The 26,954-nt window shown below is 65.3% G+C and carries 31 protein-coding genes; 12 read left to right on the top strand and 19 right to left on the bottom strand.

Annotated elements, in window-relative coordinates; translation table 11 throughout:
* The first annotated feature begins 202 nt into the window (after nt 1-202).
* Both ACVILI_RS25895 and ACVILI_RS25890 read left to right on the top strand, forming a co-directional pair.
* Nucleotides 203-1,783: a sugar ABC transporter ATP-binding protein gene (locus ACVILI_RS25895; RefSeq protein WP_038648311.1), complete on the top strand. Its 1,581-nt coding sequence runs from the start codon at nt 203-205 to the stop codon at nt 1,781-1,783.
* On the top strand, nt 1,780-2,796 hold the full coding sequence (locus ACVILI_RS25890) for an ABC transporter permease (protein WP_038648308.1): 1,017 nt from the start codon (nt 1,780-1,782) through the stop codon (nt 2,794-2,796). Before ACVILI_RS25895 ends, ACVILI_RS25890 begins: the two co-directional genes overlap by 4 nt.
* Nucleotides 2,797-2,946: 150 nt before the next feature.
* Here ACVILI_RS25890 and ACVILI_RS25885 read toward each other — a convergent pair whose 3' ends face one another.
* Entirely contained in the window at nt 2,947-3,525 is a 579-nt protein-coding gene (locus tag ACVILI_RS25885; RefSeq protein ID WP_038648305.1) for a flagellar basal body-associated protein FliL, read from the bottom strand.
* 185 nt (nt 3,526-3,710) lie between these two features.
* Here ACVILI_RS25885 and ACVILI_RS25880 point away from each other — a divergent pair, with 185 nt between their 5' ends.
* Nucleotides 3,711-4,976: a hypothetical protein gene (locus tag ACVILI_RS25880; RefSeq protein WP_038648303.1), complete on the top strand. Its 1,266-nt coding sequence runs from the start codon at nt 3,711-3,713 to the stop codon at nt 4,974-4,976.
* Between the two features lie 199 nt (nt 4,977-5,175).
* Here the strand turns inward: ACVILI_RS25880 and ACVILI_RS25875 are convergent, their stop codons facing one another.
* The 4 genes from ACVILI_RS25875 to ACVILI_RS25860 all read right to left on the bottom strand — a co-directional run bounded on the left by ACVILI_RS25875 (nt 5,176) and on the right by ACVILI_RS25860 (nt 7,390).
* On the bottom strand, nt 5,176-5,757 hold the full coding sequence (locus ACVILI_RS25875) for a hypothetical protein (protein WP_038648300.1): 582 nt from the start codon (nt 5,755-5,757) through the stop codon (nt 5,176-5,178).
* Nucleotides 5,754-6,350: a hypothetical protein gene (locus tag ACVILI_RS25870; RefSeq protein WP_038648297.1), complete on the bottom strand. Its 597-nt coding sequence runs from the start codon at nt 6,348-6,350 to the stop codon at nt 5,754-5,756. The genes ACVILI_RS25875 and ACVILI_RS25870 overlap by 4 nt, the downstream gene beginning before the upstream one ends.
* The gene (locus tag ACVILI_RS25865; RefSeq protein ID WP_038648294.1) at nt 6,347-6,928 is read right to left on the bottom strand and encodes a hypothetical protein; all 582 of its coding nucleotides are present in this window, start codon (nt 6,926-6,928) and stop codon (nt 6,347-6,349) included. The genes ACVILI_RS25870 and ACVILI_RS25865 overlap by 4 nt, the downstream gene beginning before the upstream one ends.
* A gap of 99 nt (nt 6,929-7,027) precedes the next feature.
* Complete coding sequence (locus tag ACVILI_RS25860; protein ID WP_244839813.1) at nt 7,028-7,390, bottom strand: hypothetical protein; 363 nt, start codon at nt 7,388-7,390, stop codon at nt 7,028-7,030.
* A 173-nt stretch (nt 7,391-7,563) separates the two neighbouring features.
* Here ACVILI_RS25860 and ACVILI_RS25855 point away from each other — a divergent pair, with 173 nt between their 5' ends.
* On the top strand, nt 7,564-7,866 hold the full coding sequence (locus tag ACVILI_RS25855) for a hypothetical protein (RefSeq protein ID WP_019859569.1): 303 nt from the start codon (nt 7,564-7,566) through the stop codon (nt 7,864-7,866).
* A gap of 55 nt (nt 7,867-7,921) precedes the next feature.
* On the opposite strand, the gene ACVILI_RS25850 is transcribed toward ACVILI_RS25855, so the two are convergent.
* Nucleotides 7,922-8,626, bottom strand: coding sequence for an XRE family transcriptional regulator (locus ACVILI_RS25850; RefSeq protein ID WP_019859568.1), 705 nt, complete (start codon nt 8,624-8,626; stop codon nt 7,922-7,924).
* A gap of 74 nt (nt 8,627-8,700) precedes the next feature.
* Here ACVILI_RS25850 and ACVILI_RS25845 point away from each other — a divergent pair, with 74 nt between their 5' ends.
* Together ACVILI_RS25845 and ACVILI_RS25840 are read left to right on the top strand one after the other, a co-directional pair.
* The gene (locus tag ACVILI_RS25845; RefSeq protein ID WP_240564468.1) at nt 8,701-9,087 is read left to right on the top strand and encodes a hypothetical protein; all 387 of its coding nucleotides are present in this window, start codon (nt 8,701-8,703) and stop codon (nt 9,085-9,087) included.
* A 128-nt stretch (nt 9,088-9,215) separates the two neighbouring features.
* The gene (locus ACVILI_RS25840; RefSeq protein WP_038648289.1) at nt 9,216-9,893 is read left to right on the top strand and encodes a GcrA family cell cycle regulator; all 678 of its coding nucleotides are present in this window, start codon (nt 9,216-9,218) and stop codon (nt 9,891-9,893) included.
* Between the two features lie 199 nt (nt 9,894-10,092).
* Here ACVILI_RS25840 and ACVILI_RS25835 read toward each other — a convergent pair whose 3' ends face one another.
* Nucleotides 10,093-10,410, bottom strand: coding sequence for a DUF982 domain-containing protein (locus ACVILI_RS25835; protein WP_032921203.1), 318 nt, complete (start codon nt 10,408-10,410; stop codon nt 10,093-10,095).
* 84 nt (nt 10,411-10,494) lie between these two features.
* Entirely contained in the window at nt 10,495-10,776 is a 282-nt protein-coding gene (locus ACVILI_RS25830) for a DUF982 domain-containing protein (protein ID WP_038648286.1), read from the bottom strand.
* 80 nt (nt 10,777-10,856) lie between these two features.
* Between ACVILI_RS25830 and ACVILI_RS25825 the strand changes: the two genes are divergently transcribed.
* From ACVILI_RS25825 to ACVILI_RS25815, 3 genes are all read left to right on the top strand, one after another.
* Nucleotides 10,857-11,558: a YdaU family protein gene (locus ACVILI_RS25825; RefSeq protein WP_038648283.1), complete on the top strand. Its 702-nt coding sequence runs from the start codon at nt 10,857-10,859 to the stop codon at nt 11,556-11,558.
* Nucleotides 11,479-11,856 carry a hypothetical protein gene (locus ACVILI_RS25820; protein ID WP_148307409.1) on the top strand — a complete coding sequence of 126 codons (378 nt, stop codon included), beginning with the start codon at nt 11,479-11,481 and terminating at the stop codon, nt 11,854-11,856. The genes ACVILI_RS25825 and ACVILI_RS25820 overlap by 80 nt, the downstream gene beginning before the upstream one ends.
* A gap of 175 nt (nt 11,857-12,031) precedes the next feature.
* Entirely contained in the window at nt 12,032-12,625 is a 594-nt protein-coding gene (locus ACVILI_RS25815) for a DUF6456 domain-containing protein (protein WP_038648277.1), read from the top strand.
* A 55-nt stretch (nt 12,626-12,680) separates the two neighbouring features.
* Here ACVILI_RS25815 and ACVILI_RS25810 read toward each other — a convergent pair whose 3' ends face one another.
* The 8 genes from ACVILI_RS25810 to ACVILI_RS25775 all read right to left on the bottom strand — a co-directional run bounded on the left by ACVILI_RS25810 (nt 12,681) and on the right by ACVILI_RS25775 (nt 21,147).
* Complete coding sequence (locus tag ACVILI_RS25810) at nt 12,681-12,983, bottom strand: hypothetical protein (protein WP_038648275.1); 303 nt, start codon at nt 12,981-12,983, stop codon at nt 12,681-12,683.
* A 316-nt stretch (nt 12,984-13,299) separates the two neighbouring features.
* On the bottom strand, nt 13,300-15,276 hold the full coding sequence (locus ACVILI_RS25805) for an acyltransferase family protein (protein ID WP_457102647.1): 1,977 nt from the start codon (nt 15,274-15,276) through the stop codon (nt 13,300-13,302).
* A gap of 138 nt (nt 15,277-15,414) precedes the next feature.
* Complete coding sequence (locus tag ACVILI_RS25800; RefSeq protein WP_038648270.1) at nt 15,415-15,912, bottom strand: DUF2306 domain-containing protein; 498 nt, start codon at nt 15,910-15,912, stop codon at nt 15,415-15,417.
* 135 nt (nt 15,913-16,047) lie between these two features.
* Complete coding sequence (locus ACVILI_RS25795; protein ID WP_019859554.1) at nt 16,048-16,353, bottom strand: hypothetical protein; 306 nt, start codon at nt 16,351-16,353, stop codon at nt 16,048-16,050.
* A 447-nt stretch (nt 16,354-16,800) separates the two neighbouring features.
* Complete coding sequence (locus ACVILI_RS25790; protein ID WP_081296214.1) at nt 16,801-17,628, bottom strand: ABC transporter permease; 828 nt, start codon at nt 17,626-17,628, stop codon at nt 16,801-16,803.
* A gap of 2 nt (nt 17,629-17,630) precedes the next feature.
* Nucleotides 17,631-18,911: an ABC transporter permease gene (locus tag ACVILI_RS25785; RefSeq protein WP_038648267.1), complete on the bottom strand. Its 1,281-nt coding sequence runs from the start codon at nt 18,909-18,911 to the stop codon at nt 17,631-17,633.
* A 6-nt stretch (nt 18,912-18,917) separates the two neighbouring features.
* On the bottom strand, nt 18,918-19,970 hold the full coding sequence (locus tag ACVILI_RS25780) for an ABC transporter substrate-binding protein (protein ID WP_020628946.1): 1,053 nt from the start codon (nt 19,968-19,970) through the stop codon (nt 18,918-18,920).
* Between the two features lie 43 nt (nt 19,971-20,013).
* Entirely contained in the window at nt 20,014-21,147 is a 1,134-nt protein-coding gene (locus tag ACVILI_RS25775) for an ABC transporter ATP-binding protein (protein ID WP_038648264.1), read from the bottom strand.
* Nucleotides 21,148-21,434: 287 nt separating this feature from the next.
* On the opposite strand from ACVILI_RS25775, the gene ACVILI_RS25770 reads away from it, so the two are divergent.
* Complete coding sequence (locus ACVILI_RS25770) at nt 21,435-22,823, top strand: aminotransferase-like domain-containing protein (RefSeq protein ID WP_019859549.1); 1,389 nt, start codon at nt 21,435-21,437, stop codon at nt 22,821-22,823.
* A 61-nt stretch (nt 22,824-22,884) separates the two neighbouring features.
* Nucleotides 22,885-24,132 (top strand): NAD(P)/FAD-dependent oxidoreductase, encoded by a 1,248-nt coding sequence (locus ACVILI_RS25765; protein ID WP_038648261.1) that lies wholly within the window; start codon nt 22,885-22,887, stop codon nt 24,130-24,132.
* Here ACVILI_RS25765 and ACVILI_RS25760 read toward each other — a convergent pair.
* Both ACVILI_RS25760 and ACVILI_RS25755 read right to left on the bottom strand, forming a co-directional pair.
* The gene (locus ACVILI_RS25760) at nt 24,129-24,803 is read right to left on the bottom strand and encodes a GntR family transcriptional regulator (protein WP_019859547.1); all 675 of its coding nucleotides are present in this window, start codon (nt 24,801-24,803) and stop codon (nt 24,129-24,131) included. The genes ACVILI_RS25765 and ACVILI_RS25760 overlap by 4 nt on opposite strands.
* 151 nt (nt 24,804-24,954) lie before the next feature.
* The gene (locus ACVILI_RS25755) at nt 24,955-25,719 is read right to left on the bottom strand and encodes a helix-turn-helix domain-containing protein (protein ID WP_038648259.1); all 765 of its coding nucleotides are present in this window, start codon (nt 25,717-25,719) and stop codon (nt 24,955-24,957) included.
* A 191-nt stretch (nt 25,720-25,910) separates the two neighbouring features.
* Here ACVILI_RS25755 and ACVILI_RS25750 point away from each other — a divergent pair, with 191 nt between their 5' ends.
* Nucleotides 25,911-26,081 carry a hypothetical protein gene (locus ACVILI_RS25750; RefSeq protein WP_171880431.1) on the top strand — a complete coding sequence of 57 codons (171 nt, stop codon included), beginning with the start codon at nt 25,911-25,913 and terminating at the stop codon, nt 26,079-26,081.
* Nucleotides 26,082-26,340: 259 nt separating this feature from the next.
* On the opposite strand, the gene ACVILI_RS25745 is transcribed toward ACVILI_RS25750, so the two are convergent.
* Nucleotides 26,341-26,940, bottom strand: coding sequence for an SOS response-associated peptidase (locus tag ACVILI_RS25745; RefSeq protein ID WP_038648257.1), 600 nt, complete (start codon nt 26,938-26,940; stop codon nt 26,341-26,343).
* Between the last annotated feature and the right edge of the window lie 14 nt (nt 26,941-26,954).

Raw genomic sequence — 26,954 nt, 5'->3', positions numbered from 1 at the left:
CCCCCCTCTGCCCTGCCGGGCATCTCCCCCGCAAGGGGGGAGATCGGCAGTGTCGATGACGGCACTTTCCTTGCGACGTTGGAGATTAGCGAAAGCCGAATGGACAGCCAATCTCCCCCCTTGCGGGGGAGATGTCCGGCAGGACAGAGGGGGTGTTCACGCGCTGACGGGACCAGCATGAACCGCATCGAGGAAGCAATCATTGGCTGAAGCCGCACCTGTCCTGCTTGCCGTCGAGGGCGTCACCAAGCATTTCGCCGGTGTCACCGCGCTGAGCGACGTCTCGCTCGACATCCACCCCGGCGAGATCCTCGGCCTGCTCGGCGAAAACGGCGCGGGAAAATCGACGCTGCTCAAAATCCTGTCGGGCGTCATGCCGCCGTCCAGCGGGCGCATCACTTTCGACGGCGCCGACTACGCGCCGTCCAGCCCGCAGGATGCCAAGCGGCTCGGCATCGTCACCATCTACCAGGAGCTCAGCCTGATCCCGACGCTGACGGTGGCGGAGAACATCTTTATCGGCCGCGCGCCGGTCGGGCCGTTCGGCCTGGTGAGCTGGAAGCGCATGGAGCGCGACTCGCGCGACATCATCGCCCGTGTCGGCCTTTCCATCGATCCGATGACGCCGGTCTCGGCGCTGTCGGTGGCAGAGCAGCAGCTGGTCGAGATCGCCCGGGCGCTGTCGCTCAAAAGCCGGCTGATCATCATGGACGAGCCGACCTCGGCGCTGACCGAGACCGAGGTGCAGCGGCTGTTGTCGATCATGGGCCGGTTGCGCCAGGACAAGGTCGCCATCATGTTCGTCACCCACCGGCTGGAGGAGGCCTCCGCCATCTGCGACCGCATGACGGTGCTGCGCGACGGGCGGCTGGCAGGACATCTCGACCGCGACAAGGGGCGGCCGATCCAGTTGCCGCGGATCATCGAGAAGATGGTCGGCCGAGCGGCCTCCGAACTCTATGCAAGGCCGTCGAAGCGCGCGGTGGCCGGCGATGTCGTGCTGTCGGTGCGCGGTCTGCGCACCGTGCGCGATCCCGAGGCGCCGCATGCCATCGTGCTCGACGGCGTCGACATCGATCTCAAGGCCGGCGAAATCCTCGGCGTCGCCGGGCTTGTCGGCTCGGGCCGCACGGAGCTGGCGCGCGCCATTTTTGGCGCCGACCGCATCGCGGCCGGAACCATCACGCTCGACGGCAAACAGATCGCGCCGGCCTCACCGGCGGATGCCATCGCGCTCGGCATCGGCCTTGTGCCGGAGGACCGCAAGCACCAGGCGATCTTTGCCGCGCTTGGCATCCTGCCGAATTTCTCGGTCGCGTCGCTCGGCACGTTCAGCAACGGTTTCGGCTTCATGGCCGAGCGGCGCGAGCGCGACGCGCTGTCGGGTTTCAGGAAGATGCTGTCGATCCGCATGGCCTCGGCCGAGCAGGCGATCGAGGGCCTGTCGGGCGGCAACCAGCAAAAGGTGATCCTGGCGCGCTGGCTGGCGCGCGATCCGAAAGTGCTGATCGTCGACGAGCCGACGCGCGGCGTCGATGTCGGCGCCAAGGCGGAGGTTCATCAGATCCTGGTGCAATTGGCAGCGCGCGGCATCGCGGTGATGATGATCTCGTCCGAGCTGCCCGAAGTGCTGGCGGTGTCGGACCGCATCGTCACCATGCGCCGGGGCCGCATCACCGGTGAGATGCAGGGTGTCGAGGCAAACGAGGAAAAACTGATGGAACTGATGGCGCTCGACAGCCAAAATGCGCGCGGGCAGGATGCGGAGGATCAGGCACGATGAGCATCGCCGAAGAGCAGAGCCAGCGCGGCGGCGCGACGATCGCGCGGCTGTTGATGAGTTTCGGGCCGCTGCTGTTCCTGGCGGCGCTGGTCGTCGTCTTCACCGTGCTGAAGCCGAGCTTCATCGACCCGATCAATCTGTTCAACATCACGCGCCAGATCTCGATCACCGGGCTGATCGCGCTCGGCATGACCTTCGTCATCCTCACCGCCGGCATTGACCTGTCGGTCGGCTCGCTGCTGGCCTTCTGCGGCATGGTCGCCGCCGTCGTCGCCAAGGGCGGTGCGGCCAACACGCTGTCGCTGTCGACCTCAGGCACGCAGGGCTATGGCTGGTTCGCGGCGCTGCTGGCGGCCGTCATCGTCGGCGCCGCCGCCGGCGGCGTGCAGGGGCTTGCCATCACCCGACTGAAAGTGCCGCCCTTCGTCGTCACGCTGGGCGGGTTGACGGTGTTTCGCGGGCTGACGCTGACCATCTCCAATGGCGGCCCGATCTCGGGCTTCGACGCCTCTATGCGCTGGTTCGGCACGGGGCTGATCGGCCCGGTGCCGGTGCCGGCCATCATCTTCGCCATCGCCGCGATCCTGTGCCACATCGTGCTGCGCTACACGCGCTATGGCCGCGCCGTCTATGCCGTCGGCGGCAATGCCGAGGCGGCCCGATTGTCTGGCCTGCGCGTCGACCGCATCCTGGTCTCGGTCTATGTCATCGTCGGCTTCTTCGCCGGGCTCGCCGCCTTCGTGCTGTCGGCGCGGCTCAATTCATCGGAAGCGGTGGCCGGCATCGGCTATGAGCTGACGGTGATTTCTGCCGTCGTCATCGGCGGCACCTCGCTGTTCGGCGGCATCGGCTCGGTCGGCGGCACGGTGGTGGGTGCGGCGCTGATCGGCGTGCTGCAGAACGGGCTGCAGTTCAACAATGTCTCGTCCTACACGCAAAGCATCGTGATCGGGCTGATCCTTATCCTGGCGGTGGCGTTTGACCGGTGGCTGAAGTCGCGGGTGCGGAGATGAGGGTGTTCGACGGAACGAGGCGTTGATGATTTTGCGCCGATATACCCGCCGCAGAACAAGCGTGGCGCCAAGCTGGAGCACCCCTCATCCGGCTCGGCGCTGACGCGCCGATCCACCTTCTCCCATAGGGGGAGAAGGGAAGATGGCGCATCACCCCGGCAACTGCTCCTCGACCACCTGCGCCGAGCCCGGCACCAGATGCCCGGCCTGATCGAAGCGCAGCACCACCACCCAGTTGAAGACATCGCCGGGCCATTTGCCGTTCGGCAGCAGCGCCTGCGGGTCGGCGCCAAAGGCCTTGATGAGTTTTCCGAGCTGGCCGTGATGCCAGGCGATCAGGATCGACTTGCCGTGGGTTTCACTGGAGAGTGCGGCGACGAGGGCTTTGACGTCCTTGTCGGCGAAGCGCTGGTCGATGGGCAGTTTCAGCGCCTGGCTGAGCGGGGTGAGCGTCAGCCGCTCGCGCGCGCTGTTCTTCGAATCGGCGCTGGCCACCAGCATATCGGGCCGGAAGGCGACACCGTCGAGCAGGAAGGGCTGGAAATAGGCGACATAGGCCTGCGCGCGGGCTTCGCCCTCGGGCGACAGACCGGGTCCGCTGTCGGGCTTTTCGCCATGGCGCACGATCAGCACCGTGGCGTCAGCAAGCCCTGATGTGCTGTTGCCGGCGGCATGGGCGGACAGAGCAAGCGCCATCACCCACAGGGCGGCGAGAACGAGGGGTTTCATGGCGGTCCTTCCCTGGGTTTCGAGCCGACCAATCAACGTATCAATTCGACGGAATCAGGGCCGCCACGGTACCCACGGCATCCCGGCATTGAACCAAGGAGATGCGCGGCCATTTCCCGGCCCGGTTGCAAAACGATCGCCCTTTGCTAGAAAGGCCTGGGGCGGGTGGCATCGTGAGAGACCTCATGTTTGCCGATATCATCAGGCCGATCAGCTTGAGTTTTTCGCTGCTGCGGCGCTTCTGGCCGCAGCTTGTTGCGCTGGTGCTGGCCGGGGTGCTGGCCGGCGATCTCCTGCTGCAGCTGGCGGCGAAAGTGGCGCTCGCCAATCATTTCGCCGGGCTTGCCATGCTGACACTGGTGGCGCTGGCGCAACTGGTGGTGACGGTGGCGATGTTCCATGTGCTGCGCTCCGGCCTGCCGCATCTCTTGGCCGCGCAGCGCGGCGCCGACAAGGCCGCGGAGGAGCAGGTCACTGGCGACCGGCGCGGCTCGCGGTTGGTGCGCATGATCACCATCGCGCTGTTGCCTTTCTTCGCCTATTACGCGGCCTGGGGGTTCCTCGGCGATATCGTGCGGCAATATTCGCGCGCCACGCTCGACCAAGCCGATTTCGGCCAAGCCGGAAATGTGCTCGACGTGCTGGATTCGCGCTGGCTGCTGATCTCGGTGGCGGTGTCATGGCTGATCCGCCGGCTGGCCAAGTTCATGCAGACGAAAACCAAGACCGCCTCGTTCTGGCAGATCGTCGTGGTGATCTGCGAGACCAACTGGATCTTCGTCGGTCTCTATGTGATCAGCCGCTGGAAGGATACGGCGCTGCAATGGCTGATGAGCCGGTCCTTCTGGTCGGTGGTGCAGGCGTCGGCCGATGGGCTGGCGAGTCCGGTGCCGGTGGCGACGGCGGCCCCGATGGTGCCGGTCGAGATCACCTCGATCGCGCCGTCGACAGTCGCCGTCAACCTGTTCTTCTACATGCTCCTGCCGCTGATCTGGCTGGTCATGGCGGCGCTGATCTATGGCTATGACGTGCGCGACGATGCGGCCCTGATGCGCGTGCACAATCGCGTGGAGCGCTTCGGCAAGCGCTATGCCGGCCTGCCGAAATTCCTGCGCGACTTCGTCGAGCATTTCATCGCCGGCTACCGCTCGCGCTACCTGCCGATCGCCAATGGCGTGCGGCTGACGGTGAGTTCCAGCCTTCTCCTTCTGTGCACGCTGATCATCGGCTATCGCCTCATCGACTGGGGCGCCGCCTGGCTGTGGCTCGGCGCGACACGGCTGATCGGCCCGCACGAGCTCGATGTCTGGCAGATCTTCTCGCACGGCGTGACGCTGCTGTTCGGCAGCCCGTTCCAGGATTCCTCCACCGGCATTTTGATCGAGCCGATCAGGATATGTTTTCTCGCCGCCGTGCTGGAGACGGCGTTTTCGCTGTCGAAGGGTAGATGAGCTCCCTTCTCCCCGTTTACGGGGAGAAGGTGCCGGCAGGCCGATGAGGGGCGGCGCTGTCGCGAAAGAATTGAGCTTGATTTCGCAGGGCCGGCGCTGGCCGTGACGTTAGGCAAATCAGCCACTTACCGGAGCGTTGGCGCTGCCCCTCATGGCCCTGCCGGGCATTTCTCCCCGTATAGTGACGGGGAGAAAGTGGCTACTTCGGCGGCCTTTGAAAGCGCAAGAACCAGGGCCGCTCGCTGCTCAGCCCGACTGCCGGGCGGATGGTTTTCACCGCGTCTTCCGGCACGATGAAGATGTCACCGATGGTGACGGTGTCGCCCTTTTTGACGCCGGAGAAGATCGCCGAGGTGCAGTTCATCACACCCGCCGGCAGGCTGACGCCGGCGATGACATCCGGCAGCCAGCGGCGCCCGGCGGCGTCGGTCAGCATCAGCTTGCAGCCCAGCCACTGCTTTTGCAGGTCGGGGTCACCTATCTTGACCGAGAACGTGGCGATGACGGCGAAGGCGTGGTCGGGCAGGCGGCCGGCCTTGCCGCCGCGCAGATCGGCCAGTTTCCAGTCACTGCCGCCGAACGGCACGGACTGGCCGAAATCGACATCCCTGGCGATGAGGTCCTCGCCATGCAGCCATTCGCGCAGGCTGTCATAGCTGGTCTCGGCCAGCGTCAGCGGCAGCAGGATGGCAAGCGCCACAAGGCTGCGCCGCCGCCATTTTTGCTCGGCCTGCCGGTCTTCGCTGGCGATCGGTCCAGGGGCGGTAGAAACGGCGCTCATGACTTGCCTTGAGGTGGCGGCGCATCGAGGTCGTATTCCGGCAGCACATCCGCCGGCTGGCCATCGGCGCTTGTCGGCACCCCATCGAGGCTGATGCGCGCTTGCGCGTCGAGCGGGCCGAACTGGCGCGCTGCTATCAGCAGGCTGGCGCCGCGGATCTGGTCGGGCGGTATTTCGAACACGAACAGGCCGCGCTTCTCCAGGCCCGGATCGACGCCATGCGGCGGCATGTCCTGGCGGTAGCCGAGCCGTTCCGTCTGGTGATAGCGCAGCCCGACCGGGCCTTGCCAGGTGCCGTCGGCAACCGTGGTGGAGGCAGCGGTGGCGGTGAGGCTGGTCGTCACCACCGCCCACAGGCCGCTGGTGGTCAAAAGCTTTTGCCGGCCGAACTGGTTGGTTTTCAGCGCGCGGGCAAAGACCACCTTGTCGAGCCGGACATCGAAGCTGCGCGCGCGGATGGTGTCGTGCATGGCGCCATCGGCCGGGATCGGCGCGGTGAGGTCGGCATAATGCGGCTTTGACACCTGCATGCCATAGCTCAGCGCCACGGTCGCGCCGAGGATGACGAGATTGCCGAGGATGCGGATTCTCATGAGCCGGTTCCCGGCACGTCGGCGACCGGCAAGGTGATGGTGCCGAGCCGGTAGGGATTGAACCAGCCGGGCATGCCATAGAGGTTGTCGCGCGGCTTGAAGATCTCGGCGGTGACGCCGAAGCTCAGGCTGGCCGGGACAATGGCGTCGCCGGCCAGCGGCCAGACATAGGCCATGCGCTCCGTCATGCCGGGATGCAGTTCCGGCGTCAGCGTCTCGTCCCGCGTCAGCGCGATCATCGGCATGGGATCGGGCAAGGCGAGCCCGTCCGGCTTGAAGACATCGAAATAGGCCTTGTCGGATTGCGCGGTGCGATTGGTCATGTCGGCCTCCAGCACCAGCGCCTTCTGGCCGGGCTTCATCAGCACGCCATAAACCTTGGCGTGGCTGACATAGGCGCGCACCGGCTGGATGCGCCAGCGTCCGGCGTCGATGGCGGTGTCGAGCGGCAATTGCGGCGGAGCGTGGGCGGGGAGGGCGCCGAAGGCGCCCATCAGGCCGGCGACGAACAGCGCCGCGATGGTTCCCGCGCCGGCCGTGATCCAGGTTTGAACTTTTGAGCGGGCAGTCCTGAACATTCCAAATCATGCACGTCGAACGAAGAGCCACCCACGCGCAATCTAGAAAGAAACGGAACCGATTGGAACCCGCAAATGGCTGGTCCAGCGTGCCGGGCCTCAGGCCGCTTCGAGCGCCCACAGGCGATGGCCGTAGCGGCGGGAGAAGCGGGCTGCGAGACGCTGCTGCCTGGCCCGAACGAGATCGGGCAGGCGCCGTTCCTGGCGCCAGCGCGGCATGTTGCGCCAGCAGGCGATGAAGCGGGCGGTGTCCTCGATGGCCTCCTGCGCCGACAGCGCCGGGCCGATTGCCGCCAGGAACAGTGGTTCGGATTGTTTCAACTCGTCGATGACGGCCTTGCGCCGGAAATGATCCTGGCGGGCGTGCGTGATGCCGTTGCGGCGGATCACCTCGAAGGCTTCGAGCAGAGCAGGACTGTCGCCGGTGTAACCGCAGGCGCGGGCGAAATCGGCGGCATCCATCACTGCTCCCGGGTCTGATGCGGCAGGCGACTCACATCTGCGAGTTGTTGAAAGCATAACTCAAAAACCGATAAAAGGGAAACTTTTGGGAAAGTGTTAAAACTGCGACTCGACTCCCGGCTCAAAACACAGGATTATACGAACAAATCAGGAACAAACGGGGTGGAGAGGCAATGGCATTGCCGGGCAGGAAACCAGTCATCGCGCATGTCGCCTCGATATCGGTCGAGTGCGCCGATTGCGGCCGCAACAGATGGTGGAAACCGGATGAACTCCGGCGTTTCGGGGTGACGGGCAGCACGCCGCTGGCGGAGCTTTCGGGCCGCATCGTCTGCTCGGCCTGCCGCGCCGACGGGCTGCCGGGGACGGCGGTGTCGATCCAGGCCGCCTTCATCGACGAGCGTCAGCGCGTGCGCAGCGAGGCACAGATGCTGAGCGAGCGTGAGGTGCTGGTGGAGGGGGCGAGGCGGGCTTGACAGGGGGTGGCGGTGGTTTTTCCTTCTCCCGCAAGGGGAGAAGGAAAAAAGTGCGCTAATATCCCAGCAATTCCTTCAGCGGTATAACCCGCCAGACATGCTTGATCGCGTAGCGGTTGAAGGTCAGCGTCTTCGGCGGATTGTACTGCTCGACCACCAACTCGCTCGCTGTGCGCTTGACCAGTTTCTTGACGAAGGCCTTGCCGTTCTTCTCGTTTTCTTCCGGAAACGTCTCGATCACCACATGGTCGCCGGGCACGGCGTCGCGGCCGCCGCAATAGATGAGGTCGCCGGGTTCGTAACGCGGCACCATGGAGTCTGAGAGTACATGCAGCGCGAACACCTTGGGCAGGTTGCGCACGCCCGGCGGGCGCTGGACATAGCCGGCGGGCTCGCCGTTGAAGGTGAAGTCGCCGTCGTCGCCGCCGACCGCCGCACCCAGCACCTCGATATCCATTGAGCCGGCGGGCATCGGGCCGGCATCGGTGACGATCTCGGCGTCGGCCACCGGTCCGGCATCGTCGAGGAAGACGACCTCGCCTTTGCCCAGCGCCACCGGGTCGACGCGCAGGAAGGCGGCGGTCTTCAGGAGGTTCTCGGTCTTGGGCAGGTTGCGGCCGGTTTCCCAATTGCCGACAGCGGCGACATCGGTGTCGTTGTGCTCGGCAATGTGGCGCATGACCAGGCCGCGCTGCTTGCGCGCCTGGCGTATCGCCGCCCCGACCTTGATCGACAGTTCCGTTTTGGCCATGGCACCCATGTGAGCGATGAAAGCGGTTCTCGTCTATGAAAGAATAGCTTGCATATATTTTTGAGTTATGCTTATATCTGGTCATGCAGAACCTGTCCAGCTTTCATGGCGCGATAGCGCCGGCCTCGCGTGAGGCGAACAAGGCGACTGAAGTCGCCGCCCATTCCCTTCCGTCCTGGCCGTCCTCCCCGGCCGGGGCTAAGCCCGAGCGCTTTGACGCCTCGGGTCCGGCCCGCCTGTCCCTGGCGGCCGGAACGGCCGGAGCCGCCGCTCCCCTCGGCTCCGGCCCCCAATTCGACCGGCCCGTTTTGTCCGCCGGTCCCTACGTGCGCTCCTGCATCCGCACGCAGGACGGCACTGTCATCCTATTCGAGCCGATGACGGGCAGGGCGGTTTCCGCTCCCGACAGCAAGACGGCGGAGGCGCGGCTGGCGCGCCTGACTGCCGGACACGCGATCCGCTCCGGCTGATCCGGCCAAGAGCCGGCTTTAACACCGAAAACCCTGACCGTGGCCCGGACCGGGCCCGAACCCTGACGCCTTGCCGACGGCGCGCTCTCCAGTGCTGCCGAAGGCGCACCCCTGGATGGAGCCTGGACATGGCAAGCTACAGCGACGCCGAACTGCAAGAGATCGCCCGCTGGCTGAAGGAGGGGCTTTCGGCCTCGAGGATCGCGGCGGCGTTCAGCGCACTGCGCGGCAGCCAGGTGTCACGTAACGCTATCATCGGCATCGTCCACCGCAACGCCATGCTGGGCGCGATCGGCTTTGCCAATGGCCAGGGGATGCCGCCGGTCGCGAGACAAGCCGCCGGCGAAAGGACAATGCGCAAGCCGGCGGCCGTAGAGCGTGCAAATGGCAAGGCCAGCGGCAAAGCAGTGGCGCAAGAGCGCGCCGGCGTCCATCCGGCAGAGGGCGCGCGCAAGAACAAGGCCCGGCCCAGGCGCGATTCCTCGCCGGCCTGGCTGCCGCCACGCCTGTTCGTGCGCGAGGTGGGCGTGCTGATCGCCGATGGCGAGGCGTACCGTCTAGAGCCGCCCGCGCCCCAGCGTGGACCGATCGGCCGCCAGCCGCATGGCGTGGCGATGCGCTTCATCGACTGCCTGTTCGACCGCTGCCGCGCGCCGCTCGATCTGACCCTGGAAAAAGATCCGGAGAACGACGCGCCGGGCGGTCGGCCCGGCGCCGACATGCTGTGCTGCGGCATGCGAACCAAGGAGCAGAAAAGCTACTGCGGCTACCACCAGACGCGGTTCCAGCGGCGGGTTTGCACGTGAGAGCTTGCCTTCTCCCCGTCTCTATACGGGAGAAGGTGCCGGCAGGCGGATGAGGGGCAGCGCTGACATGGCAGGATTAAAAGCAGATATGAACGTCAAGCATCCAGTTCAGGCGCTACTCGTTCAGACGCCGGCGCCGCCCCTCATTGCCCTGCCGGGCATTTCTCCCCTTATAGTGACGGGGAGAAAGACGCTTGGCCTATTTCGGTATCTGCCGGCCCTGTTTGGGCATGCGGCTTTGCACGGTTCGTGCCTCCAGCCGCATCGGCGGGCCACCCTCGGCAACCAGGATGCCCGCGACGCGGGCAAAGCCGGTGAACACCTTTATCGCGTCGGATTCGGAGATCTGCGCGGCGATCGCGGCACTGCAGGCATTGAGCGCGCTGCGGTAGACGTGACCGCGCCGCTCGATCGGCCAGCGCTGCAGGAAATCGGCGGCATCGCTGACGCTGTCGATCTCCTCGACATGCCCTTCCAGGTTGACTTTGAGCGGCACTCCGGTTTTCAGCGTACCCACGGCGTTCACCTTCGATCTCAGCGAGACTATAAAGCCCGCGCTTATAAACGCGCAAGGCCGCCACGCGGTTGCATCGCCGCGGCGTCACGGGCCGGCGGCGGCGTCGAGCCAGTCATGCGCGCGGCTTCTCGGCTTCACCACCAATATGCCCTGTTGCCTGGCGGTCTTGCTGAAGGCCTCGAAGGCCGTTCGCGGGCAGCAACTGCCCTCGACCGCCAACCTGACCAGCCTTGCGGCTTCGTTATAGGCGGGTGCGGTCTTGTCGGGCCATTGGTGCCGCAATGCCGTTTCGGCGTCGGCTACCGAGCCGACCAGCATGGTCTTGTTGTCGCAAAAGCGCAGCGTAATCGGCATGAACGCCGTCATCGGCAAACCTCCCCTTGGCACGGACGCGTCACAACGTGCGGGCCGGCGGCTGGTTCCATTAGCTTGCGTGCAGGCACCACATGAGCGAGCGGCCCTTCATGCAGCTCTATGTCTCCGATTTCGTCGGCGACACCTTGCCGCTCTCCACCGAGCAGATCGGCGCTTACATGCTGATCCTGATGGCGATGTGGAACGCCGGCGGCCGGCTGCCCGACGACGACGCCAAGCTGGCGCGGGTGGCGCGCCTTTCCCTGAAAAGATGGCGCGCCATCAGCGTCGATCTGCTGAGCTTCTTCGAGCGCGAGGCGGGCGAGATCGGCCACAAGAGGCTGACCAGGGAATTGCACAAGGCGCAGGTCAAAAGCGAGGCGAGGGCCGCCGCCGGCGCACGCGGTGGAACCGCCACCGCCTTGAAAACAAAGGCTCATGGGGCGGCAAATGCCGGCGTTTTGCCACGGCATTCTCCAGACTCCAGAAACCAGAGTGAAAAAGCTTCCGCTTTTTCCCCTGAAAATGCGCAGCATTTTTCGACTCATGGAGATCAAGAGGTGGCAGGGGGCTCCTCTGAAAATGCGCAGCATTTGTCCCCTGCTGCGGGCAGAAACAGACCAACTCCCAGTTTTTCGGGGAAGAAACCCGGCTGGCAGCGGCCGAAAACCCACACCGACGCCGCCAACGCCATCATCGAGGAGATCCGCAGCCATGACCGCAGCCGAACTGCAGCAGGCGACGAAAGCGCTGGCCGCGATGTTCTCATGCTTCCCGCAATCCGCCCTGACTGACGTCGAGATGCAGATGCGCGGCTATCTCGGCGCGGTGCGCGACGCCGAGCTTGCCGATCTGCAGGCCGCCATCCAGCGCTTCGTGCGCGGCGAGGTGAAAAGCGGCAACGCCCAGTTCTGCCCATCGAGCGCGCAGCTCTGCATCGAGGTGCGGGAGCGACGGGTGATGCGCGAGCTGATGGCGCGGCGGGCGGCCTCACAAATCTTAGGTTCCTCGCCCCCGCAAGGCGGGGGAGAGGTTGCCCGGCGAAGCCGGGACGGAGAGGGGGGCGACCTCCGCCAAGCCAAAGCCGGTTGAGGATGGAGCACGAAATCCCGTTGTACGTCGGGCCGTTTCCCTTCGACCGTCGGCGCTACCCCCGCTCCGTCTCGGGCTTCGCCCGATCCACCTCTCCCCCGCTTCGCGGGGGCGAGGAACCCAAGTTCTGCAAGGCCAGCTCACCATCCAACCACCCAACCCCAAGGAGCCACCCATGCCCAAAAAAGCCAAAGCCGCCAAACCGCAGGCCCCCAAACTGCCGAAGGGCGAGGCAAAGCAGGTGCGCATCCGCCGCGAGCTCGGCCATGATTTCGGGCTCAGCGACGACGCCTTCGGCCGCAAGCGGCTGGCCACCGGCACGGCCGAAGCGCGGCGCGTCTATGAAGTGTCGAATGACGGCTACACCTCCACCGGCGGCATCGTGCGGGTGCGCAATGTCGACCCGCTCCTGGGCATCACCTCGCTGTCGCGCCAGCAGCGCGAGGCCGGCCAGCGCTACCGCGAGGATTTCCAGTGCAGCCAGCAGGCGAGCGTGAAGCCGATGCGCTGGAGCGAGCGCGTCGACGGCGGCCGTCATGGCGGCGGCATCGCCGACAGCGTGCTCGACTCCGGCCGGGCGCATGCCGCCGCCACCAGGGCGCTGGCGCATTGGGAGGTGGTGGCGGTGGTGCGACAAGTCTGCTGCGTGGGCGGCTCGATCAAGAGCCTGGCGGAACAGACGGGCGAAGGTAGGGATGTGGTGACGAAGCTGTTGAAGGTCGGGCTGGACCTGCTGGCGGTGCACTATGGGATGATGATGGGGCGGTGAGGGGGCGCGAACAATCCGGCCGGCGATGCCGGCCGGATCAGTTCACGGGGTCAGATTATCCGCAGACGCGGACTTCCTCGACGATCCTGTGATGATGGCGCCAGTGATTGATCACTTCGATGTGGCAATGGTGGTGCCGGTGGAAATAACGGGGCCTGTAGCCGTCATCATAGGGGTCGTAGGGGCTATAGACATAACGCCCGCCGCCATAGTCCCCATAGCCATCGTAATAGTCATTGCCGTAGGAATTGTCGTAGCCGCCGATACCGATAAAGACGTGACTGCGGGCGGCGGCCGGGGCGATCATCGCCGCCGCCGAAGCAATGGCGATAACCGAGACAAGCAGGAGCTTCTTCATGGCTACCTCCTTTTCAGGTTGATCTAATATAACTCCCGGGAGGCGGGGGCGTTCCATGGATTTTACGATCCACCGACCAGACCAGAGCGCGGAAAGGTGACGCTTGGGCGCTATGTGGCGGAACCGGTTGAGGCCGGGTGAGGGGCTCTTCCTTCTCCCCTTGCGGGAGAAGGTGGATCGGCGCGTAGCGCCGAGACGGATGAGGGGTGTTCCAGCGGAGTGAGGCGTCGGCATTCCCTGGAACACCCCTCATCCGACCTCGCTTCGCGAGGCCACCTTCTCCCACAAGGGGAGAAGGAAGAAGCGCTTTGTCTCCCTAAAACAGCGCCTTCTCCAACGGCCCTTCCAGCGTCTCCGCAAAGGCCGTCGCCAGATGATGCCGGTCACGGAAGGCCAGTTTGCCACCGATGAACACGTGACACTGTGTCGGGCCGCAGAAGCGGTCGGTGAGGTCGACATAGCGCGTGTCTGGCACGCTTTTCACCACGGCGCGCTCTTGCGCCGCAGTGCTGTCGTTCGCGGCCTCAGCCCTCGGCGTGTCGCAGCGCGAGGGGGCTTCGCGCCACCACAAAGCGCGGGCCACGCAGGAATCGGCGAAACTGTCGCCGATCGGCGTGTCGCGGATGACGGCGGTCTCGACGCCGGCCTGGCTGAAGGCCTGCAACGTGGAGCGCAGGCCGGCCTGCCAGCGCGCGGTCTCGGCCTTGCGGCCGGCGGCGGGCATGTCGCGCGTTAGATTGCCGATCGAGAATTCCGAGATCACCACCAGGCGCGGCTTGCGGCGGATGATGTCCGTGATCGCCTGTTCGCGCCAGGCGTCGCATTCGGTGTAGTCGCGCTTCAGCACCGTGTTGAAGGTCGAAAGCCGTGACGCGCGGCACGAGGATTTGAGATAGGTGACCACCTTGGTGTCGTTGCGCTTGGCCGCTTCGACCAGCGGCGTCGACCAATGGTCGGCGTGCGAATCGCCGAACAGCACGATGGTGTGGGCGGCGTCGGCCGGGCCGAAGGTGCAGGGTTTCGGCTTCACCGTGTGGAAGTCGAGCAGGCAGTTCTTGTCGACGGCGCGCGCGATGGAGGGCTGTTCGGCGGCCTGTTCGATGCCGCGCTGGGCGGGGTCGATGTTGCGTGTCGCCAGATGCGCGTTGGTATAGGCCGCCGCCACGCCCATGCCGGTCAGCGCCAGGGCGGGGGCGAGTGCTCGAGCGCCAACGGTCAGCCAGCCGCCGCGCCGCGCCGGGTTCTCGATCAGATGATAGGTCAGGAATGCCAGCGCCAGCGCCAGCGCGCCGCAGCCGAAGCGCTGGAGGATGCTGAGATCCGGCGCCAGCATGCCGGCATAGACGATGACCGGCCAGTGCCAGAGATAAAGGGAATAGGAGAGCGTGCCGACCCACTGCAGGGGCGCTAGCGAAAGCACGGAGGCAGGCGCAAGAGCCTGCCAGCGGGCCGGGCTGGTTTCCGCCGCATCGTTCTCTTCGCCGGCGCCGCTCAGCAGCACCAGCACCGTGCCGGCGACCGGCAGCAGCGCATACCAGCCGGGGAAGGGCAGGTCCTCGCTCAAGCTGAGATAGGCGACCGCGATCAGCACCAGGCCGAGCCAGCCTTCCGCTGATCGCAGCCATGGCCGCTGTTGCCACAAGGCCGCCGGCGCCTGCGTCGCCAGGCCGCCGGCGGCGAACTCCCAGGCGCGCAGCGGCGAGAAGTAGAAGGCCCAGGCCGGCGAGAGGCTGGTCAGCCACAGGCAGGCAGCGAAGGAGGCGAGGCCGGCGACGCCGATCACCACGACAGCCATGCGTCGGCCCGGACGCAGCCAGGCGGCGAAGAGCAGCAGAGCCGGCCAGACGAGGTAGAACTGCTCCTCCACCGACAGCGACCAGAAGTGGATGAAGGGGTTGCTCAAGGCGTCGGCGGCGAAATAATCGAACGACCAGCGCAGCAGCCACAGATTGATGGCATAGGCCGAGGCGAACATCGCGCCGCGCGAATAGAGCGCCTGCTCCTGCGGCGCCAGGATGAAATAGCCGAGGCCAAGCGTCACCAGGATGACGAACAGGGCCGCCGGCAGGAGGCGCCGGGCGCGCCGCGCATAGAAGCGCCAGAGGTCGAGCCGGCCGGTCTCGGTGATCTCGCCCATAAGGTGCGTGGTTATCAGCCAGCCGGAAATGACGAAGAAGATATCGACGCCGGCAAAGCCGCCGGGCAGTGCCGAGAGCCCGAAATGATAGGCCACGACGCCACCGACCGCCAGCGCGCGCAATCCCTGTATATCAGGCCGAAACGATGCCGCCACGACAGCTCCTTCGTTACTTAAAGCCCGCCACTTGTCTCGGCGCAACCGGCCGATATCGCAATGCAACAATGTTTTCGCATGCAACATGGCCAGAACAAGGAAATGGTCGGAAAGGGCGGCGGCTTCGCCGGCTGACACTCAGCCCGGCACCCGCGCACTGCGCGAGGCGTAGAGGCCGGCCGCTGCCGCGAGGATGACCAAAGCGGCGAAGATCGCCAGCTTCTGCGGTGTCGCGCCCTGCGGGCCGAAGGCGACGGCATACATGGTGCGGCCGGGAATGAAGGTCAAAAGTCCGGTGATGATGAGCCCGAAAATATAGGTGCCCTGCATGATGCGGCGGTGGGCGGCAATGTTGCCGCCGCGCGCCGCGCGCACGCCGCGCCACAGCATCACCAGCACCAACAGCGACAGAAGGTGGATCGGGCTGAACGGTCCCCACAGCCGGATCGTCCAGATGAACAGGCCGGAGCCGGCGACCGTCGCCATCAGCGCCACCCAGACGCGGCCAAGCGCGCGGTGGAGCCGGTCGCCCTTGGTGCGCCAAAGCTGCACGGCGCCGAGCAGCAGCGCGGCAATGGCGATCAGCGCGTGGAGCTGGATGACGGGCGAGGCATGGAACAAGGGGCTGAGCGACATCGGTGTTCTCCACGATATCGCGGATTATGGCCGATGAGACGCTGAGGCAGCAAGGACGGCGATGCGACTTCTCGATCCGGCCGCCCAAAAAAACAGCCCCGCCAAAGGGGCTGTTTTTTCAATGGTCTGGGAGCGTTACTTGCTGCCGCCGTTCTGTTTCACGCTGCTGCAGAATTCCGGATGGGCGTTGGTGGGATTGGCGTTCTTGGCCTCATCATCGCAGGCCGCCATCACCATCTTCTGGTCTTCCGGCGTCAGCGCTTTCCAGGCCTTGATGAACTCGTCATTGCTGCGCATCTTCTTCATGGTGGAGTCCGTGTAGAAGGGCTGCATCTTGGCCGGGTCGTCGAGAGCCGAGGTCCCGCTGCCCGATGCGGCGAGAGCCGAGCCGGCAACCATCGAAAGCGCCATGGCGCCAAAGCAGATCATCTTGGTATTCATAATGGATTCCTTCCCTGTTGCTTTGTGACCGTCTAAGCAACGATCAAGGGTGTAACGGGAGGATTTGGGTAAAAGTTCCAATTTCCCACGCAAAATGAACTCGTTTTTCTAAAAATTGCATACGAAAGATTTCAACGTTTGCGAGTTTCATTCATTCGCGCAGGAGAAAGCTCTCATCTGTTGGCGGATGGCTGCACAACGACTTGCCCCGACGTGCACCGTGGCCAGCGCCGAAGTTGGCCGGACGTCTAGGAGCCCAGCGATTTTAGAACTTCCCGGCTCTCTGATTGTTCCGCGCCGGCGGCCTCAAAAAAGGCCCCACCGGCAGGACCGGCGGGGCATTGATCGGAGGTCTGCGATCGCCCGGGAGGCGATCCCAAAAAGCCACGGGAACGACATGCGAAAAGTTTCACCGTCGCGTGCGCCGGCTGTCGCCGATGGTCGGTCTCAGCCGCTTGCTGGCCGGCGAGCCTGGCCGCGTCGGGCAAGCAGGTTCGCCACCACCAAAAGCACGATCGACAGCGCCATCATCAGCGTCGCGGCGGCGGTGATGGCGGGCGAGAGTTTTTCGCGCAGGCCAATGAACATTTCTAGCGGCATGGTGCGCTGGCCGGCACTGGCCAGGAACTGCACGACCACCACCTCGTCGAAGGAAGTGACGAAGGCAAACGCCGCGCCCGAAAGCACGCCGGGCAGGATCAGCGGCAGCATCACGCGGAAGAAGGCGGTCAGCGGTTTCGCGCCCGAGATGGCGGCGGCGCGCATCAGATTGCGGTCGAAGCCGGTGAGGCTGGCGCCCACGGTGACGACGACGAAGGGGCTGGCAAGCGCGGTATGCGCCAGGATGATGCCGGCATAGGTGCTGGCGAGCCCGATGCGGGCGTAGAACAGATACGAGCCGACGGCGGTGATCACCACGGGCACGATCAGCGGCGAGAGCAGCAGCGGCATGACGATGCGGCGGCCGGGAAATTTCTCGTTCGACAGTGCGATGGCCGTCAGCGTGCCGAGCGTTGTGGCGATCAGCGTCGTGCCGAAGGCGACGATCAGGCTGTTGCCGATCGCCGACTGCCAGCGCTGCGTGCCCAGCACCACCTCGTACCAGCGCGTCGACAGGCCTTCGAGCGGGAAGATGAAGAAGGCGCCGCTGTTGAAGGAAAGCGGCACAGGGATGAGGATCGGCACCAGCAGGAACAGGATGACCAGCCCGCACCACAGCCAAAGCAGCGCGACGCGGATGCGTTCACCAGGAGTGGGGTAGGGCGAGAGCAGCATGGCTACACCATCTTCAGGCGGTCGAGGCCGAGGATGCGGGCGAAGATGCCGAACAGGGCCAGGGTGAAGACCAGCAGGATGAAGGAGAGCGCCGCCGCCATCTCCCAGTTCAGTTCGACATTGACGTAATTGGCGATGAAGTTGCTGATCAGCTGGTCGCTGGCGCCGCCGATCAGGGCCGGGGTGATGTAGTAGCCGAGGCACAGGATGAAGGTGAGCAGGCAACCGGCCATGACGCCGGGGAAAACCTGCGGGAGGTAGACGCGCCGGAAGGCAGTGAAGGGTCTAGCGCCGAGCGAATAGGCAGCCTTCATCTGCGACGGCGCGATGGTGCGCATGACGGAGTAGATCGGCAGCAGCGTGAAGGGCAGCTGGATATGCGTCATGGCGATGATCAGGCCGATGCGGCTGTACATCAAATCGAGCCGCTCGGAGGCGAAGCCGAGCCACAGCAGCATGTCGTTGACCAGGCCGAATTTCTGCAACAGCACCGTCCAGGCGGCGGTGCGCACCAGGATCGAGGTCCAGAACGGCAACAGCACCGCCACGATCAGGATCGCCGCCAGCCCTTTCGGCACGCTCGCTATGAGATAGGCGAGGGGAAAGCCGAGCAGCAAGGTGGCAAGCGTCACGGCGGCGGCGACGAGGAAGGTGCGCAGGAACACTTGCAGGAAGATCGCCTGTTCGGGCGGCACGCGCTCGATGCCGCCATCGGCGTTCCACCTGAGGTCGAGGGCGCTCAGCAGGTAAAACGAGGTGAGGGCGTGGGTGCCGTTGGCGATGGTCGGCCAAGTGCCTGGCGCCGACCAGAAGGGCACGGCTTTGACGATCTCGAGCGGCGGCTTGCCGGCGGCGCCTTCGAGCTGGCGCACGGTTTTCAGCACCTGGCTGCGGGCGCCGGGCAGGCGTGCGTTGAGCGCCTTGGCCAGCTCATAAGCGGTGCCCTTGGCTTGGTTTTCGCTGAGGTCGGCGGCGAGCGCGATGAAGGCGGCGTCCGCAGGCAGGCCCTGGCCGTTCCAATCGGCAAGGGCCTGGCTGGTGCGCGGCAGAGCGTCGGCGATGGTCGGGTCGTAGACGGCGCGCGACAGCAGCAGCACGATCGGGATGCCGAAGCTCAGGGCCAAAAGCAGGAGCAGGGGTGCTGCCAGCGCCAGCGAACGCAGCCGGTCGCCGAATTCGGCGCGCCGCATCGCCGCCGACGCGGTTTTGGGATCCGCGCCGGCGGCCGGCCGGCCGCGGGCCAGCGCGGGCCGGTCGAGTTCGCTGGGCTGCAGCGCCGACATCAGGGTCTACTGCGCCAGCCAGGCGTTGAAGCGCTTGACTAGGTCCTCGCCATAGTCGCCCCAGAACTCAGTGTCGGCGACGAGGTAGGCGCCGGCCAGATGGTCGGGCGCGTTGGGCAGTTTCGGCAAGGCATCGGCCGCGACGAACGAAGCCGCATCGGTGCGCACCGGCCCATAGGTGATGTAGCTGGCGAGCTTGGCGTTGTTTTCCGGCTTGGAGATATAGGCCAGGTATTTGTAGGCGAGCTCAGGGTTCTTGGCGCCCTTCGGAATGGCGATCATGTCGTATTCGAGGATCTGGTTGTTCCAGACGATCTTGAAGGGCTTCTTGTCGGTGTCGATGGCGTTCTGGATGCGGCCGTTCCAGGCGGTGGTCATCACCACTTCCTTGGAGGCGAGCAGCTGCGCCGGCTGCGCGCCGGCATCCCACCAGACGATGTCGTTCTTGATGGTGTCGAGCTTCTTGAAGGCGCGGTCGACGCCTTCCGGTGTCGCCAGCACCTTGTAGACGTCGGCGGGTGCGACGCCGTCGGCCATCAGCGCCCATTCGAGGTTCTGCGCCGGGAATTTGCGCATGGCGCGCTTGCCCGGAAACTTCTTGGTGTCGAAGAGGTCGAGCACCGAGGTCGGCGCTTCCTTCAGCACGGTCGGGTCATAGGCGAGGATGTCGCCGTAAGCATCGAGACCGACACCGCAATCGAGCGCCGAACCCTCGATGAATTTGTCGCGCGGACCGATCTTGGAATAATCGAGGCGTTCCAGAATGCCGGCGTCGCAGCCCTGCAGCACGGTCGCGGTTTCGACCGTCACCAGGTCGATCGGCACGTTGCCGGTGTCGACCATGGCTTTGACCTTGCCGAGATCGCCGAGATATTCCTGCTCGAGGATTTTTGCGCCGGTCTCCTTGCTGAACGGCTCGAACCAGGCCTTGCGCTGGGCATCCTGCCAGGCGCCGCCGCTGGCCATGATCGACAATTCATCGGCAAGCGCGGCGTGGCCGATACTGAACAGTGCGGTGGCCGCGGCGAAAGCGAGCATTCGGGTCTTTGCGGTTTTCATTTTTCTTCCCCTGTTTTTGAGATGGATCTGTCCTTGGCTTGGTTCAGGACGGCCCTGCCTTGGCGGCCGCGGCATCTGCGGGAAAGGCGCGGCAGTCCTGCGGCGCGCAGGAGACCGTGACGGCCTCGCCATTGGCCACGGTCGCCTCGGGGCCGACCTTGACGGTCAGCACCTGGTCGTTGCCGAGCCGGGCCAGAAGCCGCAGATGGTCGCCAAGATAAATGCGGCCGTCGACCGTCGCGGGCAGGGCGTTGGCACCGGCCGGCATAAGGCTCAGCCGCTCGGGGCGGATGGCGACATGGCAGGCATTGCCCTGCCCCACGCCGATAGCGAGCGCCGTGAGTTCGCCCCCGCCGGTCAGCCGCACGCGGCATTCCTTGCCCGAAACGCGGTCGACGATGCCTTCCAGCGTGTTGTTCTCGCCGATGAAGCTCGCCACGAAGGAACTTTGCGGGGCGTTGTAGAGATCGTCGGGCGAGCCGAGCTGGGCGATGGCGCCATTGTTGAAGACGGCGACGCGGTCGGACATGGTCAGCGCTTCGCTCTGGTCATGGGTGACGTAGACGATGGTGACGCCGAGCATGGTGTGAATCTGCTTGATCTCGAGCTGCATGTGCTCGCGCAATTTCTTGTCGAGCGCGCCGAGCGGCTCGTCCATCAGCACCAGGCTCGGCTCGAACACCAGCGCGCGGGCCAGCGCCACGCGCTGCTGCTGGCCGCCGGAAAGCTGCGCCGGCTTGCGGTCGCCGAACTGCTTCAGCCGCACCATGTCCAGCGCGCGGCCGACGCGGCCGGCAATGTCGGCCTTGCTCACCTGCCGCACGGAGAGCGGGAAGGCGACGTTCTCCGCCACGCTCATATGCGGGAACAGCGCGTAGTTCTGGAACACCATGCCGATGTTGCGCTGGTAGGGCGGCAGCCGGTCGACCGGCCTGCCTTCCAGCGTGATGGTGCCGCTGGTCGGCCGTTCGAAGCCGGCCAGCATGTTGAGCGTCGTCGTCTTGCCCGAGCCGGATGGGCCGAGCAGGGTGAGGAATTCGCCGCGCGCCACGCCGAGGTTCAGCCTGGTCACCGCGAAGGCGCGGCCGTCATAGGATTTTTCGACATCGACGAAATCGACGAAGGCCGGGCCGGCGGCAGAAGCCGAGGCTGGCGATGATGCGGCCAGGGCGCTCATCGGGCGCGATCCCGAAACGTACCGGCTGAAGCATTATGCGCCTTGTGATGCATGGTTCCATCCCATTGGAAGCCCGCTTCTCGGCGGGTCGTCCAAACTTGTATGCTCACACAATCATTCTGAATCTGAGCATAGATGCATACAACTTTGGGCGTCAAGCCAGTTTTTCGGCAATTGTGTGATATTTTTGCTTGGAGTTCTCCGGTTTTGAGTCACACAAGCGCTATTGTCCGGCGGATTGTCTTATGCTAGAGCGCTTACATCAGCTCCAGCCGAATCCTGTCCGCATGCTCAGTGATCTCCGCCTTACCGAGGATGAAAGTCCGGTCTATCGCCGTCTCGCCGACGCGATCGCCGAGCGTATTGCCGCCGGCACGCTGGCGGTCGGCGACCGGCTGCCGCCGCAGCGCGACATTGCGCGGGCGCTCGGCATCAACGTCACCACGGTGACGCGGGCGCTGGCGACGCTGCAGCAGCGCGGCCTGCTGGAGGCGCGGCCGGGGCGAGGCACCACGGTGGCGGCCAGGCAGGCCGGCGAACGGCCCGGTTTCGTCTCGGCGCCCAGCGACGAGAGCGGCATCATCGACCTCTCGGTCAACCGGCCCGCCACCTCGGCCTATCTCGACGCGCTGGCGGCTCTCTTGCCGCGCCTGCCCAAGGATCCGCACTATGCCTCGCTGCAGGATTACCATCCGCCGGAAGGGCCGCTGTGGGCACGCGCGGCGATCGCCGATTGGCTCAAAGCGGTTGCCGGTGACGGCGACCCCGGCCGCGTTGTGCTGGCGGCCGGCGCCCAGCACGGGCTCGATTGCCTGCTTGGCGCGGTAACCAGGCAGGGCGAGGTGGTGCTGGCCGACGAGGTGACCTATCAGGGCATCAACGCGCTCTGCCGGGTGCACGGGCTGGATCTGCGGGGCGTCGCCATGGATCGCGGCGGCATGCGGCCTGATGCTTTCGACGCCGCTTGCGCGCAGCTGCGCCCCCGCGCGGTGTTCCTGGTGCCGACGCTGCACAACCCGACGACGATTACGCTCAGCGAAGCGCGCCGCCACGAGCTTGCCGCCGTGGCGCGCCGTCACAATGTGCTGATCATCGAGGATGACGTCTACCGTCCCTTGGCCGACGAGGCCTTGCCTTCCTTCGCCATCCTGGAGCCGGAACTGACGGTGCATATCGGCGCGCTGTCGAAATGCCTGGCGCCCGGCTTGCGGCTCGGCTTCGTCATCGCGCCGCGCGCCATTGCCGGGCAGGTCGCGGCGGCGCTGCGCATCAATTGCTGGAGCATCAGCCCGCTGACGGCGCTGATCGGCGCGCGCATGATCGAGGACGGGGCAGCAGCGCGGATCATCGAGGTGCAGAAACAGGAACTGCGCCAGCGCCAGGCGATCCTCAGCGAAATCCTCGGCCGCTACGATGTCCAGAGCCAGCCGAGTGCCACACATGCCTGGCTGCGCCTGCCCGAGCCCTGGCGCGGCGCCGGCTTTGCTCGCACGTGCCTGGAGCGCGGCGTGGCGCTGCTGCCGGGCGATGCCTTCGCCGTCGGCCGCGAGCCGGTCCAGCACGGCGTGCGCATCAATGTCGGTGCGGCGCGTTCGCAGGACGATCTGCGCACGGCGCTGACCATCATGGCCGAGCTGCTGTCGGCCGGGCATCTGCAATTGCCGGGTTTTGTCTGATGTCTGCCGCCCAAAAGGGCGGCGTGGTTTTGCGACAAGGACAGGCGTGGGGGAACAACAAGTGACAGCTTCGAAGAGTGTCGAGATCGCCGTCATCGGGGCCGGCGTGGTCGGGCTGGCGACGGCGCTGCGGCTGGCCGGCGACGGCCGCGAAGTCGTGCTCATCGATCCCAACGAGCCGGGCTCGGGCGCCTCGTTTGGCAATGCTGGGACGCTCGCCGAATATGCCTGCATGCCGGTCGGCAATCCCGCGGTGCTGCGCGCGCTGCCGAAACTGCTTCTTGACGCCGACAGTCCGTTCTCGCTGCGCTGGAGCGCGCTCATGCATCTGGCGCCGTGGCTGCTGCGGTTTGTCAGGCAGTCGCTGCCGGCCGCCACCCATGCCAATGCCGTGGCGATGGCCGGGCTGCTGGCCGATTCCCTGCCGGCCTGGGAGGAGATGGCTGTCGAGGCCGATGCCGCCGATCTGCTGCGCCGCAATGGCTGTCTCTATCTCTATCGTCGCCCGGGCGATCTTGCCGGCGGCGCGTCGAGCCGGGCGTTGCGCGCCGAATTCGGCGTCGACCAGGCGGTGCTCAGCCCGGAGGAAGTGGCCGCGCTGGAACCGAACCTGCCGGCGGTGCAGGGTGGCGGGCTGTTTTTTCCGCAGTCGATGAACCTCACCGATCCCCAGACCATGATGGCGCGGCTGCTGAAGGCGGCGACAGGCCGGGGCGTCGCCTTGCTGCGGGGCGAGGTGACAGAACTGCAGGCCGATGCCGGCGGTGTCGACCTCAGCGGTCCCGGCCTGCGGCTGCGCGCCCACAAGGTGGTGATCGCCGCCGGTGCCTTTTCGCGGCCACTGGCGGCGCAGGCCGGCGACCGCATCCCGCTCGAAACCGAGCGCGGCTATCACCTCGAATTCGCGACGCCGGCGCCGGTGCTGACGCGGCCGGTGTGTCCGGTCGATCTCGGCTTCTACATGACGCCGATGGCCGGCCGGCTGCGCGTTGCCGGCACCGTCGAACTCGGCCGGCTGGCCTCGCCACCCAATCCGCGCCGGCTGTCGCTGCTCGATCGCGGTGTGCGGCAGTTTTTCCCCGCGCTCGGCCAGCCGTCTTCAAAATGGCTGGGCTTCCGGCCTTCTTTGCCGGATTCCAGGCCGGTCATCGGCCCGTCGCCAGGCAATGCGAACGTGATCTACGCCTTCGGCCATGGCCATCTTGGGCTGACGCTCTCGGCCGTCACCGCGCGGCTGGTTGGCGACCTCATAGCCGGCCGGCGACCCAACAGCGAAAGGCTTGCGCCTTTCGCCGCCAGCCGGTTCTAACCGCCGCTGGCTGCCGGCGCCGTCTCGATCTCCTGGAGATAAAACACCTTGCTGGGCTGCAGATGGTCGACGCAGAGCTGCGCCAGCACCCAATTGTCCCGGCGCTTCAGCGCCTGGATCATCATCGCGTGGTGCTGGCGCGAGACGTCGAGCTTTTCCCTGTCGGCCAGCGAATTGGCCCGCACCGGCAGGCTGAGGCGCATATAGTGTTCGATCGAGGCGACAAGATAGGCATTGCCGCAGGCCGAGAACATGGTCAGGTGGAAGCGGTCATTGGCCTCGTGGATGCCCCTGAGGTAGCCTGCATCGACATGGCCGCTGTAGATGCGGTGGATCTCCTCCAGTTGCGCGATAAGCGCCTCGCTGACCGGCAGGGGGATCATCAGCGCCGCCTGGCGCTGCAGCATTTCTCGCACTTCGTAGATCTGCCGCACTTCTTCCGGCGAGAGCTGGCGCACCATGGCGCCCTTGTTGCGCTCGCGAGTGACGATGCCGAGTTTTTCCAGCTGGTACAGCGCCTGGCGGATGATGTGGCGCGAGACCGGGAAGCGGGCCAAAAGCGCATCCTCGACCAGGCGCGTGCCGGGCGCCAGCCGGCCGAAGATGATGTCTTCCTCCAGCGCATGCACGGTGTCGGCTTCCTTGCCGCCATAGTCGAAGCTGTTGAGCATCGCGTATCCCTGCTGCTCCCGGCTTCCTGTCCACCGGGAATGCCAGTCTAAAGCGGTTCATCGTTTCACGGAAATGCCTAACCACTGCATTTCCCTGCTGGGCGCAATTCCCCGGGGAAAGTGCCGCGCGCATTTCCCCGGGAAAACCGTTTCACACTTTTGCTGGAATTGCCTGGCCTTCGCGCACAAGGCTGACGACGATCTGGTCGAGGAGCGGGTCGTCGAGGCTGACGGGCCGGCACATCCCCAGCACCTGCCTGAGGCTGATCCTGCCGACTTCCTGGCGCATGATGACCGACACGCAGGCCGGTCCGGAACCGGTCAGGACGAATGCCTTGCCGACCAGAACCGGGTCCGAGAAGGGTGCCCATTGTACGGTTATGACAGACGGCTCCCTGGTCTGGCGGCGGTTGATGCCGGCGAAATAGATCCAGTTCAGGCGGGAGATCGCCACGCCATAATGCCAGCCGGGGACGCGCGCTCCACCCTGTCGATGGCCCTCGGCCCAGCGGGTGACGCGCCGGAAGGTCACCAGTTCGGGCTCGCGCCGCACAAAGGTGACCGACCGCACCAGCAGGTCGGGACGGTCGGGAATCGTGAAGTAGGTGAAGTAGGTGCCGCCGGCGATGGCGGGAGCCGGGCCGCGCATCATGTTCTCGTAAAGCGTCTGGTGGATCGGCAGCAAGGTCGGGTGTGCGGGCGCGGCGGCTTCCGGCGCGCGGTACAGTTCATCCTCGTCGATATGGAAATAGTCGCAGATGATCCTGGCTGTCGCTCGATTGGGCACGCTCTTGCCTTGCAGATAGCGCTCGAACTGGGTGCGGTTCATGTTCAGCCCGCGGCACACGGCGGCCACCGACGCATGGCTGCTGACCAGCCGTCGCAGATTCGCGGCAAGATTCTTGCGAATTGGCACGAAACCGCCCCTCGACAGTCGTCCGAACCATTATTCAAGTAATCGCTTATATTGCGCCAATCTCGCACAACATCGCGGCGCTGCGAATGGGACCTTCGACCAATATGGCGCGGCGCGGGATTATCCTTGTTCAAGCCAGGAACCAATGCGTGCGGCCAGCCGTTGGGTCGCACGGAAGGGACATCCGAAAAATGACTGACGAGCAAGAGAAGCCACCGGCCGCGACGGACGACGTTGTTCGCCGTTTGGTCAACAAAACCGGGATCACCGAAGCGCAGGCCCGCGAGCTTGTCGCCTTTCTTGGGCGGAACAATTGGACATCGCTGTTGCGCGAAGCGCGGATATTGAACCCGAAGCCCTAGAGCCGTTTGAAAGCGGCAAGCCCGAGGTGCCCACCCTGGCCTTCGGCGAAGGACAGGGTGCTTGGCGGAATCGACCAGGATATTCTGGACTGGATTGTGCGCAAGTAGACTTTGCCGGCCTTGAGAGTGCCCGCGCCGCGTCAGTCGACGTCGATGATTTTTCGTGGGGCTTTGCGGGCCCACGCATCAGACTCCTGATTTCTTCTTCTGTCGGCAACATAGCCGCAGGGGAGGGCATCGGTATGATGGTTCCTTGCGGTTACGCACTTTCGGGGCGCACGGTCTCCACCTGAAGCGCTCCAGCCGGAAGTGGACGCAACAGTTCGGCTTCCGGTTTTGTCAGGTTGATCCAGGCCGCCCAATCAGCGGGCTGAAGAACGACAACCTGGCGATTGTGGTAGGGCGCGATATCCGGCCCGGGGTCCGTCGTCAGCATGGTGAAAGTGGGGGGCTTGTTGCCGACGGCTTCACGCCAAAGCCCCGCAATGGCCAGGAACGGGGAGCCGTTGAGCGTAAAGCGATGTTTCGCCTTCGGATATTTCGCGCCGGTGAATTCGAAGAAGCTGGACGCCGGGACGAGACAACGTTTGCTGTTTGCGAATTGCCGGCCTTCGGAGCGGAAGTTGAACACTGGCCCGCCTTTGGGACCGGCCGGCGGAAATCCGAATGTCATCGACGCCAATTCGATAGCGTCGCTGCCGGCGGTGGCGCGCATTATGGGCGCCGGGTCGTTGATGCGAATGTCATCGGCTTGAGGCAGGTCAAGTTCGCTCTGGTGGCTGGGTATTCGAAGCGCCAGGGACTCCATCATCCGGCAATACTCGGCCCATGCCACATGCTGTTCGTAGTCATTGCACATATCCGGCACTCGCT

It is taken from the genome of Mesorhizobium sp. USDA 4775, from assembly GCF_054062655.1.
Note: the sequence above shows the minus strand (reverse complement) of the source record. Positions and strands in the feature narration are given on the sequence as shown.